Here is a 10,997-nt window from a genome sequence, read left to right on the forward strand (position 1 = left end):
GCCATGGACTTCGCGATGTCGGCCAAGGCGCAGGACTACCACAAACGCCTGACCGAGTTCATGACGGAATTCGTCTTCCCCGCCGAGGCCGAATACCACCGCTACCGCGAAGAGGCGGGACCGAAGGACCACACCGTTCCCCCGATCGTCGAGGAGTTGAAGGTCCTCGCCAAGGAGCGCGGGCTGTGGAACCTCTTCCTGCCGTCGGTCTCGGGGCTGACCAACCTGGAGTACGCGCCGCTTGCCGAGCTTTCGGGGTGGAGCCTGGAGATCGCGCCCGAGGCGCTCAACTGCGCCGCGCCGGACACCGGCAACATGGAGACGCTGCACCTGTTCGCCTCCGAGGAGCAGCGCCGGCAATGGCTCGATCCGCTGCTGGCTGGCGAGATCCGCAGCGCCTTCGCGATGACCGAACCGGCGGTGGCCTCCAGCGATGCCCGCAACATCGAGACGACGATGCTGCGCGACGGGGACGACTACGTCATCAACGGCCGCAAGTGGTGGATCACCGGGGCCGCCGACCCGCGTTGCAAGATCCTGATCGTGATGGGCCGCACCAACCCCGACGCGGCCAGCCACCAGCAGCAGTCGATGATCCTGGTGCCGGTCGACACACCCGGCGTCGACATCCAGCGCTCCCTTCCGGTATTCGGCTGGCAGGACCAGCACGGGCACTGCGAGATCGTCTTCGACAACGTCCGGGTGCCGGTCGAGAACCTTCTGCACGAGGAGGGCAGCGGGTTCGCGATCGCCCAGGCGCGGCTGGGTCCCGGCCGCATCCACCACTGCATGCGGGCGCTGGGGGCCGCCGAGCGGGCGCTGGCGTTGATGGTCGACCGGGTGCAGAAGCGGGTCGCGTTCGGCAAGCCGCTGTCCGAGCAGGGTGTGGTGCGTGAGGCGATCGCCAAGTCCCGCAATGAGATCGACCAGGCGCGGCTGCTGTGCGAGAAGGCCGCGTGGACGATCGATCAGCAGGGCAACAAGGCCGCCCACGTGTTGGTGTCGCAGATCAAGTCGGTGGCCCCGCAGATCGCCTGCAACGTGATCGACCGCGCCATCCAGGTGCACGGCGCCGCCGGGGTCAGCGACGACTTCCCGCTGGCCCGGCTGTACAGCTGGCACCGCGCGATGCGGCTGTTCGACGGGCCCGACGAGGTGCACATGCGCACCATCGCCCGGGCTGAACTCGGTAGGGAGAAAAGCGCTTTCGTATCGGCGGCGAGCCGCCAGTCGGACACCGCGGCGAGCAGCCAATCCAACACGGCGGTGACCGGCCGGTGACGATTGGACTCGGCGAGCTCTCGGGCGCATGGAATTTCCGTGACGTCGCGGCCGAGACGGGCGTGCGCCCGGGCCGGTTCTTCCGGTCCAGCGAGCTGAGCGGTCTCGACGACGCCGGCCGTCGTCGCCTCGTCGAACTGGGCATCACCGATGTGGCCGATCTGCGCTCGGCGCGGGAGGTGGAGCGTCACGGCACGGGTGCGGTGCCCTCGGGAGTGGAAGTGCACCACCTCCACTTCCACGAGGTCACGGCCGTGTCCGCGGAGGCGCCGCACGAGTCGGCCTTCCAGAAGATGATGACCGACAAGCCCGACGACGAGGACGTCAGCGTGGCCGCCCTGCGGTTCATGACCGAGGAGTACCAGCGGTTCCCGACCTTGCCCGGCGCGCAACGCGCTGTGCGGCAGGTCATTTCACTATTGGCGGCGGGCCGTCCGGTCATCGCGCACTGCTTCGCCGGCAAGGACCGCACCGGCTTCACAGTGGCCACCGCCCTCGGCGCGGTGGGCGTCGACCGCGACGTGATCATGGCTGATTTTCTGCGCAGCAACGACGCGGTGCCGCACCTGCGGGAGCAGATCATGAGGTCGGTGCGCGAGCGGACCGAGACGGACGAGGAAGTCACGTTCGTGGAGGCGCGATTGACCGACGCGGTGCTCGGCGTGCGCGAGGAGTATCTCGCCGCCGCGCGCCGTTCGATCGACCAGAACTACGGTTCGTTGCGCGGCTATCTCGAGGCGGCGGGCGTGCCGGACGAAGAGGTCACCCGGCTCCGCGCCGCGCTGCTGGGCTGATCTAGGCGCCGCCCTTTTCCGCCTCGTACTTCTTGGTCATGTGGTCGATTGCGCTGAGCTGCGTCTGGGCGAGTTCCTCTCGCACTTGGCCGGCCCGCGCCGCGGCGTCGAGCGTCGGCTGCGCCTGACCCTGGAAATGCGGGAACACCTCGGCGGCGAACAACTCCGCCGAGCGTTTGGTGGCCGCCGGGTTGGCCCACTCGTGGCCCATCTGCAGCAGGCACCCGAACCCACCGGACTGGTCCCACAACCGCTGCACCTGAGCTCGCGCCCGCTCCGGCGTGCCGATCACCCCGGCGCCGGCCTCGTTGATGATGTCGATCATGTCGTCGACGTGGTCGCCCGGAATCGTCATCTGGGGGAACGCCGCGATTTTCTGGAAGTAGTTGAACCACGGCTCGATACCGAACCGGACGTCGGCGCGGGCCTGCTCCTCGGTCTCGGCGATGTGGAACGGCCCGACCAGCGACCAGTTCCTGCGGTCGACTGTGGTGCCGAACGCGGCGGCGCGTTCCTCGACGATGCCCCAGTGATGGGCGAGCGCGTCGAACCCCTCGACGACCAGCGTCGCGCCGATCGACAGCAGGCCGATGCCGTGCTTGCCCGCCAGCCGCGCGCCGGTCGGGGACGCCACCGCGGCGACGGCCAGCGGGATGCCGTCCTCCGAGTAGGGCGCCAGTTGCAGTCGCGCGTCGAACAGTTCGTGCGTCGGGGTCTTCGCCGAGACGGTCTCGCCGTTGAGCAGCCGGACCACGATGTCGAGGTTGGTCTCCAGCAGCTCGCGGGTGTCGGTGGGCGTCAGACCGATCATCGCGGCGTCGGTGGGCAGTGAACCGGGTCCCATACCGCCGATGATGCGGCCGTGGGTGAGGTGGTCGAGCAGCATCAGCCGGTCGGCCGTCCACAGCGGGTTGTGGTACGCCAGCGAGATCACGCCTGTGCCGAACCGGATCCGTTTGGCGCGCTGGGCCGCCGCGGCGATGAACACCTCGGGTGAGCTGATGATCTCGCTGCCCGCGGAGTGGTGCTCGCCGATCCACGCCTCGTCGTAGCCGACCGCGTCGAGGTGTTCGACGAGTTCGAGGTCGCGTTGCAGCGCGAGCGTCGGGTTCGTGCCGGCGCGGTGAAACGGTGCGATGAAATATCCGAAGCGCAGCTTGGCCATTCCAGCAAGCTACTGCGTCAAGTACACCCCGATGACCCAAATCACGGTGGCGAGCAGCGCGCCTGCCAATTCGACCCCGACCGACAGGGCGACGCCCTTCAGCGCATGCTTCGTCGATGTCCAGGCGACGCGTTGGTCGTGCCGATTGGCCAGTTCGGCCAGATAGATGCCCAGGACGAAGCCAATCGGCAGGCCGAGAACCGGGATCACGAAGAAGCCGATGATGCCGAGCGCGCCGCCGGCGACCAGGCTCCAGGTCCGCACATCGGCCTCGCGCATCCGCCGCATCGGCCAGGTGTACTTGATCAGCATGGCAGCGGCGAGCAACACCGTGGCCGCGCCGAACGTCACCCATCCGGTCGGGTTGTTTTCGACGACGGCCCACACCGCGATAGCGCCGAACACCAACAGGGTTCCGGGCAGCAGCGGAACCACGATGCCGACAATGCCGACCGCGATGGCCAGCGCCACGAGCACGATCCCGCCTGGACTCATGGCTCGCGCCTCACGGACGGTGCGCCCGCACCCATTGGATGTTGGCGAGGGATTTGGTGCGCACGCTGAGGAACCCCTGTTGCTCGAACAGGTCGCCGAGTTCGTCCTCGCCGAAAAAGTGCGCCCCGCCGCTCGACAACAGCCGAAGCGGCGCAGGCACGTGGCCCACCGTGGGCACCATGATCGCGATCCGCCCGCCGGGCCGCAGCACCCGATACATCTCCGCGACTGCCGCCGATGGCTCGGGAATCAGCTGCAGCACCGCGAGGGAGGTCACCGCGTCGATGCTCGCTTCCCGGAACGGCAACCGCTGGGCGTCGGCGCGCAGGAACCCGACGTTCGAGCCGGCCTGTGCGCGCACCGCCCGAGCCAGCATCGGTTCGGAGATGTCGACGCCGAGGGCCAGACCGTCCGGACCGGCGGCACGCGCCAGCGATGCGGTCACGTTGCCGGGGCCGCTTCCGACGTCGAGTGCGATGCCGCCCCGGGGGATGTTCAGCCAGTCGATGGGCAGCTGCCACGCGCCGACGAATCTGCGCGCGAACGCCTGCGCGTTGTCGTAGAGCATGGAGCCAAGGCCCGATGCCCAGGCGGCCTGGATGAAGCCGGTGTTCTTCGGCGGTGCATGGTCGGTCGACGTCCGATCGCTGAGCAGGTCCAGGTAGCCCTTGCTGACGTCAACAGACGATGGCGGGTCGGTGAAGAGTTCGACCGCCCTGCGCAACGCGGGCGGGAGCGCGGTTGTCGACTGATCGGTCACTCCTCCACGCTAGCCGTTCGCGATGTCACGCGCCCAGCTTCGTCGCGAGGTCATGGAAATCCGTTGCCATCACGTCGAATTCACCATCGGCGATTTTCGGCGGGCGGCGCCTTCCCTCGCCGTATTCCAGCGGCCTGTCCACCCACGCTGTCATCAGCCCTGCGCGCTTCGCCCCGCGCAGATCGCTGGCGTGCGCGGCCACCAGCATCAGCTCACCCGGCGCCACGTCGAGCAGTTCGGCGCAGTCGAGGTAGGCCTCCGGGTCCGGCTTGTAGTGACGGAACAATTCGGCAGAGATCACGCAATCCCACGGCAGTGCGGCCCGCTTGGCCATGTTGGTCAGCAGCGAGACGTTGCCGTTCGACAGCGTCGTGATCACGAACTTGCGTTTGAGACGCGTGAGCCCAGCGACCGTGTCGGGCCACGGGTCGAGGCGATGCCAGGCGCGATTGAGGTGGTCGACGGCATCGTCGTCGGCGGTGATGTCGGCCTTGGCGAGCAGGTCGACGAGGATCCTCCGGTGCAGGTCGTCGATCTTGGTCCACGGGAGTTCGCCGCGGCGCACCCGGTCCATCGCCAGCGGGTAGCCGGCACGCCAATCGTCGGCGAAGGCAGCCCAATCCCGTTGTACTCCTTGGGCTTTGCCAAAGTCCGCGAGCTGGCGGATGATGCTCGAGCGCCAGTCGACAACCGTGCCGAACACGTCGAAAGCCAACGCCCGCGGCGCCATCTAGGGCTCCAGCACCAGCTTGCCCAGGACCCCGCCGTCGGCCAGCGCCTGCAGCGCTTCGGCACCCTTGGACAGCGGAAAGCGCATCGGCGGCGGTGGCCGCAGTCCGGCTTTGACCAACTCCGCCACCCCGAACTCGAACACCGACTGCGAGCCCGGCTTGCGGTTGACGTACTCGCCGTAGCCGACGCCGATCACCGCGACGTTGCGCAACAGCAACCGGTTCACCTTCACCGTCGGGATTCCGCCCGCCGCAAAGCCAATCACCAGCAACCGGCCCTCGACGGCGAGCGCACGGATCGCGTCGTCGAAAGCGTCACCGCCGATCGGGTCCACCACCAGGTCGACGCCTCGGCCGTCGGTCGCAGCCTTGACCGCCTCCAACCAACCCTCGGTGAGCGGCAACACGACATCGGCGCCCAGCGATTCGACGAACTCGACCGCATGTGGTCGGTGCACCATCGCGATCACCGTGGCGCCCAACGCCTTCGCGATCTGTACCGCCGCGGTGCCGACGCCGCCCGCCGATCCCAGCACCAGCACCGTCTCGCCCGGCCGCAGCGCTCCCCGCTTGGCCAGTGCGAAGTACATCGTCTGGTAATTGCCCAGCAGCGCAACGGATTCGGCGTCGTCCAGGTCGTCCGGGGTGCGCATGAGGTTGGCGGGCTGCACCGCCACCTGCTCAGCCCACGCCCCGAGCATCGAGAGCGCGGTCACCCGCTCACCCGGTTTGAACTCCGACTCATACGGCGCCGACCGCACCACCCCGGCGACCTCCATGCCGGGGATGAACGGCGGCTCCAGTCGCAGCTGATACTCGCCGCGCAACAGCAACAGGTCGGGGAAGCTCACCCCGGCCGCACCGACGTCGACAACGACGTCATCGCCGCCTACTTCATCGACGTCGGTGTAGACCAGGCCGGACGGACCGGAAAGTTCCCGCGCGACAAGCGCTTTCATGCAGCGAGACTCAGCCGAGGCTGAAGGTGGCCCGCTGAGCCGCCGACAGGTCGGTGATCTCGCCCCACTTCGCGGCGATGTCGTCGACCGAGGGAACCTCGGAGAACGTGATGCCCTCGTTCTGGAACAGCGCGGTGCGCTGAACCTTGCCGCCGCCGACGATGAACACCGAAGCGGTGTCGGGCACTTCCTCGGTCATCAGATAGGCCACGACCGGCGCCACGTACTCGGGCGTCAGCTTCTCGAAGACCTCCGGCGGCAGGATGTCCTGCGTCATCCGGGTCGCCGCGATCGGGGCGACCGCGTTGGCCTTGATGTTGTACTTCGCGCCTTCCTGGGCCAGCGTGTTGATCAGGCCGACGAGGCCGAGTTTGGCGGCCCCGTAGTTGGCCTGGCCGAAGTTGCCGAACAGCCCACTGGTTGAGGTGGCGACGACCACACGGCCGAAGCTGTTCTCCCGGAAGTGCGGCCACGCCGCGCGGATCACGTTGTAACCGCCGTACAGGTGCACCTTGAGCACCGCGTCCCAGTTGGCGAACTCCATCTTGTGGAACGTGCCGTCGCGCAGGATGCCCGCGTTGGAGACCACGCCGTCGACCTTGCCGAACTCGTCGAGCGCGGTCTTGATGATGTTCTCGGCGCCCTCGGGCTCGGCGACGCTGTCGTAATTTGCGACGGCGCGTCCGCCCGCGTCCTTGATCTCCTTGACGACCTGGTCGGCCATGTTGTGTCCGGCGCCGGTGCCGTCGCGTGAACCGCCGAGGTCGTTGACGACGACGCTGGCGCCCTCCCGGGCGAGGGTCAGCGCGTACTCGCGCCCGAGTCCGCCTCCGGCCCCGGTGACGACGATGACGCGATCCTGCACTCCTGGCATGGGGTTCCTTTCTAGAGTCTGCGATTTCGGTGTAGTTCGTTGCGCTGAGCGCGTCCGATTACACCGAAATCGCTAAAACAGCCGTCTGGCGAGCTTCCAAGCCTTTTCTGTATACGGGGGGTAGATGAACGCGCCGACGTCGGGTCGGGTCGGCTTGGTCATCACGGTCTTGCGGTGGCTGAACGTCTCGAAGCCGAACTTGCCGTGGTAGGCGCCCATGCCCGACGGTCCGACGCCACCGAACGGCAGCTTGTGGGTGGCGAAGTGGAACAGCAGATGGTTGACCACCATGCCGCCCGCGGAGATTTCCTTGACCACACGTTCGCGGATGCTCTTGGTCTTGGTGAACAGGTAAGCCGCCAGCGGCTTGGGCCGGGAGTTCACGAAAGTGATTGCGTCGTCGAGTGATTGGACGGTCATGATCGGCAGGATCGGGCCGAAGATCTCGTCGGTCATCAACGGCTCCGCCGGATCGGGGTCGACGACGACGGTGGGCTGGATGCTGACCTTCGACGCGTCCGAGCCGCCGCCGATCACGACGTCGCCCTTGGTGGCTGCCAGCGCGGCGGTCAGCCGGTCGAAATGGCGCTCGTTGACGATGCGCTTGCCTTCAGGGTTTTCGGATTCGAAGGTCTGCACCGCGGCCTTGATCTTCTCGACGAGCGGGTCGCGGATCTTGGCGTCCGCCAAGACGTAGTCGGGCGCGATGCAGATCTGGCCGGAGTTGATCAGCTTGGTCCACGCGATGCGCTTGGCCGCGACGTCGAGGTCGGCGTCGGCCGACACGATCACCGGGCTCTTGCCGCCGAGCTCGAGGGTGACCGGAGTCAGGTGCGGCGCCGCACCCTCGTAGACCTTGCGGCCGATCTCGGTGCCGCCGGTGTAGAGCAGGTAGTCGAAGCCCTGCGCGATGAGTTCCTGGCTGACCCGGCCGTCGCCCTCGATCACCGCGATCGCGTCACTGTCGAGGTACTTGGGCACCAGTTCGGCCATCAGCGCCGACGACGCCGGCGCCACCTCGGACGGCTTGAGCACGACGGTGTTGCCCGCGGCGATCGCACCGACTGCGGGACCCAGCGTCAACGCGAACGGGAAGTTCCACGCGCCGATGATCAGCACCGTGCCGAACGGCTCGTACTCGACCCAGCCGCGGCCGGGCAGCTGGCTCATCTCGAGCATCCGGTACTTGCGCTTGGTCCACTTGCGGACGTTCTTCGCCGCGTCCTTGGCTTCACCGGCGACGCTGGCGATGTCGGCCAGCCACGCCTCGAACGGTTTGCGGCCGAGGTCCTGTTCGAGCGCGACCGCGATCGCCTGCTCGTTTTCGAGGACGAGCCGCTCCATCGCCTTGAGTTGCTCTCTGCGCCAATCGATGCTCTTCGTGCGTCCGGTCTTGAAGGTGTCGCGCAGTCGACGGACGACGTTGGGAATGTCCTCGGTGGCTTGCGCCGACGCGGCGATTTCAGTGGTCATGATGGGTGTCCTTCCCGACCTGAGCACGAGGATCTCCGCTCCTCGCGCGCACCCGATCCTAACCAACTGGTTGGGCAGGTGACACCCCCGGCGAGGGTCCACCCCAGCGAGAATTCAGCCCTTCTCGGCGATGACGAACTCCGAGAACCCGTCGTCGTCCGACAACTCGGCGGGCAGCACCCAGCGCCCCAGGCGGCGCATCTCCTGCTGCGAGGTGACCGCGCGTGAGCGCCACCCGTGCGCGTCGAGCCACTCGGCGACGTCGGCGCGGTCCGGGTCGTTGTACATCAACTCCGCGACGTCGACGGAATCCTCCATCCCGAACTGCGCGCGGATCCGCGCGAAACGCTCCCGCATCTGCTCGCGCCGCTCATCGGCCTGCACCCCGACGGTCTCTACGGACACCCGACTGCCCGCAGCACTGAGCGCGGTGATCTGCTCGAAAAGCCGGTCCTGGGCATCGGCGGGCAGGTACATGAGCAGCCCTTCGGCCAGCCACGCCGTCGGCGAGTCGGGGTCGAAACCCGCCTCCCGCAACGCTTTCGGCCAATCATGGCGCAGGTCGACGGCCACCGCGACGCGTTGGGCGGTCGGCAGTGCACCGTGCTCGGCCAACCGGGCGGCCTTGAACTCGAGCACCTTGGGCTGGTCGATTTCGTACACCACCGTGCCCGCGGGCCACTGCAGGCGATACGCGCGGGAGTCGAGACCGGACGCGAGGATGACGACCTGCCGGATGCCCGCGGCGGCGGCTTCGGTGAAGTACTCGTCGAAGAAGTGCGTGCGCACGGCCTGGTAGTTGCCCATGTGCTCGAAGATCGCACCGACCTCCGGGTCCGCCTCGGCTACCTTCGCGCCCACCTCGGGGTCGAGCATGATGTCCCACACTCCGCCGCCGGCCTTCGCGACCAGCACTTCGGCGAACGGATCGCGGATCAGCGCGTCGTCCCGCGCCGTCTCGGCGGCGCGGGCGGCAGCCACCATCACGGCCGTCGAGCCCACGCTGGTCGCGATGTCCCAGGTGTCGTCTTCAGTGCGCAACGAACTCATCGGCCGCCATGATACCGCAAGAACTTAGGCCACCTATACGACGGTTCGGCCGGTCGCCGCGCCGCTCAGCCCTCGAGTCGCCAGAGGTTGTTGGCCATCAGCAGCTCGAACTGCTGCACCACCGCTTTCAGCTCGTCGTGGGTGCCGACGAAGCCCGCGTAGAAACCCATCCCCCACATCACCGCGACCAGCATCTCGACGAGCGAGTCGACTTCGGTGTCGGTGGTGAGCTCGCCGCGCTTGATCGCATCGTTGACCGCCCACGCGACGAACTCGCGTGAATGCTTGAGCGAGTCGTGCTCGTCGTCGCTGAGTTCGGGATGGCGCTGGGCCTCCAGCACCGATGTCACCAAAAACGCTGCTGCTGAACGATCTTCGGAGTCCGACTGCATCGCAGCGGTGAAGTATGCAGACAACCGGCTGAGCAGGTTCGTCTCGCCTTCAGCACGCGCCCTGCCGGCGCTGACGATCGCGGCGTTGGTCTGCTCGACGACTTGCCGCCACAACACCTGCTTGCTCGCGAAGTAATGATTGATCGCAGGACGCGTCAAATCCGCGCGGACGGCGATCGCCTGAAAGGTCGCAGCGTCGTAGCCGAGTTCGCTGAAAACCTCGCGAGCGGCTTGTAAGATGCGCTCCCGTGTCTCAGCCGCCTTCGCTGCGGGGGGGCGGCCCGGACCTCTACTCGCCGTATGCGGCACGGTCAAATTGTGCCACACGTCACTTGGGTCCTCCGACACTGCCTGTCAGCGGTTGCCAGCCGGTCATTCCAGCAATCGACCGGAAGAGTCTGCCGTAGAGAACTCGGCTGGCGAAGAACTAGTGTCGCGTCCCATGACGGGCGTGGTATCGCGGGAGGGCTACTTCGAGACCGGCCTCGACATCCTCGCCAATCTCGGGTACGGCGGCTTGAAGCTGGCCGAGGTCTGTCAGCGCCTTGGCGTCACCACCGGCTCGTTCTACCACTACTTCCCGAACTGGCCCGCCTACACCAAGGAACTGCTCTCACACTGGACGCAGGTCCGCACCGTGCGGGTGATCGAAGCAGTGCGTGCCGAACCCGACCCGCGGCGCCGCATCGACGCGCTGATCCAGACCGGCCGCGAACTGCCCCACGGCGCAGAGGCCGCCATCCGGGTGTGGAGTTCGCTGGATCCGCATGTGCGTGCGGTGCAGGTCGCGGTCGATCAACAACGCTTCGACGTCATGTATGAGGCGGCGTTCGAGGTTCTGCAGCACAAGCGACAGGCGGAGGCGTTCGCGGCCTGGGCGGTGTACCTGTTGGTCGGCTATGAGCAGGCGACGCTGCCGCGCGACGCCTCGGCAATGCGGTGGATCGCCGAGCAGCTGATCGATGCGCTCGACTCGGGGCGCTTCGAGTCGGTTCCCGACGCCGAGTAGCCCCGGGGGTATCG

At 67.3% G+C, this 10,997-nt stretch carries 12 protein-coding genes; 3 read left to right on the forward strand and 9 right to left on the reverse strand.

All coding sequences use genetic code 11. The features are described from left to right. Positions 1–15 precede the first annotated feature (15 nt). On the forward strand, positions 16–1,281 hold the full coding sequence (locus tag AU188_RS20790; RefSeq protein WP_172799562.1) for an acyl-CoA dehydrogenase family protein: 1,266 nt from the start codon (positions 16–18) through the stop codon (positions 1,279–1,281). Further along, on the forward strand, positions 1,278–2,075 hold the full coding sequence (locus tag AU188_RS20795; protein ID WP_059165374.1) for a tyrosine-protein phosphatase: 798 nt from the start codon (positions 1,278–1,280) through the stop codon (positions 2,073–2,075). Before AU188_RS20790 ends, AU188_RS20795 begins: the two co-directional genes overlap by 4 nt. A 1-nt stretch (position 2,076) precedes the next feature. Here AU188_RS20795 and AU188_RS20800 read toward each other — a convergent pair whose 3' ends face one another. The 9 genes from AU188_RS20800 to AU188_RS20840 form a co-directional block, all read right to left on the reverse strand. Continuing rightward, positions 2,077–3,240: an LLM class flavin-dependent oxidoreductase gene (locus AU188_RS20800; RefSeq protein ID WP_059165375.1), complete on the reverse strand. Its 1,164-nt coding sequence runs from the start codon at positions 3,238–3,240 to the stop codon at positions 2,077–2,079. Between the two features lie 9 nt (positions 3,241–3,249). After that, positions 3,250–3,735 carry a DUF456 domain-containing protein gene (locus AU188_RS20805; protein WP_059165376.1) on the reverse strand — a complete coding sequence of 162 codons (486 nt, stop codon included), beginning with the start codon at positions 3,733–3,735 and terminating at the stop codon, positions 3,250–3,252. Positions 3,736–3,745: 10 nt separating this feature from the next. Then, positions 3,746–4,495 (reverse strand): methyltransferase domain-containing protein, encoded by a 750-nt coding sequence (locus AU188_RS20810; RefSeq protein WP_059165377.1) that lies wholly within the window; start codon positions 4,493–4,495, stop codon positions 3,746–3,748. A gap of 25 nt (positions 4,496–4,520) precedes the next feature. Further along, entirely contained in the window at positions 4,521–5,225 is a 705-nt protein-coding gene (locus tag AU188_RS20815) for a haloacid dehalogenase type II (protein WP_059165378.1), read from the reverse strand. Then, on the reverse strand, positions 5,226–6,185 hold the full coding sequence (locus AU188_RS20820; protein WP_059165379.1) for an NADPH:quinone oxidoreductase family protein: 960 nt from the start codon (positions 6,183–6,185) through the stop codon (positions 5,226–5,228). It lies immediately after the preceding gene. A 10-nt stretch (positions 6,186–6,195) separates the two neighbouring features. Then, positions 6,196–7,059 (reverse strand): SDR family oxidoreductase, encoded by an 864-nt coding sequence (locus AU188_RS20825; RefSeq protein ID WP_059165380.1) that lies wholly within the window; start codon positions 7,057–7,059, stop codon positions 6,196–6,198. 72 nt (positions 7,060–7,131) lie between these two features. Further along, positions 7,132–8,532, reverse strand: a complete 1,401-nt coding sequence (locus AU188_RS20830) for an aldehyde dehydrogenase family protein (protein ID WP_059165381.1) — start codon at positions 8,530–8,532, stop codon at positions 7,132–7,134. A 114-nt stretch (positions 8,533–8,646) separates the two neighbouring features. Beyond that, on the reverse strand, positions 8,647–9,582 hold the full coding sequence (locus AU188_RS20835; RefSeq protein ID WP_059165382.1) for a class I SAM-dependent methyltransferase: 936 nt from the start codon (positions 9,580–9,582) through the stop codon (positions 8,647–8,649). A 65-nt stretch (positions 9,583–9,647) separates the two neighbouring features. Continuing rightward, positions 9,648–10,283 carry a TetR/AcrR family transcriptional regulator gene (locus AU188_RS20840; RefSeq protein WP_059165513.1) on the reverse strand — a complete coding sequence of 212 codons (636 nt, stop codon included), beginning with the start codon at positions 10,281–10,283 and terminating at the stop codon, positions 9,648–9,650. A gap of 133 nt (positions 10,284–10,416) precedes the next feature. Between AU188_RS20840 and AU188_RS20845 the strand changes: the two genes are divergently transcribed. Continuing rightward, positions 10,417–10,983: a TetR/AcrR family transcriptional regulator gene (locus AU188_RS20845; RefSeq protein WP_059165383.1), complete on the forward strand. Its 567-nt coding sequence runs from the start codon at positions 10,417–10,419 to the stop codon at positions 10,981–10,983. Positions 10,984–10,997: the final 14 nt, after the last annotated feature.

This window comes from Mycobacterium sp. IS-3022 (assembly GCF_001500065.1).
Taxonomy (GTDB): domain Bacteria; phylum Actinomycetota; class Actinomycetes; order Mycobacteriales; family Mycobacteriaceae; genus Mycobacterium.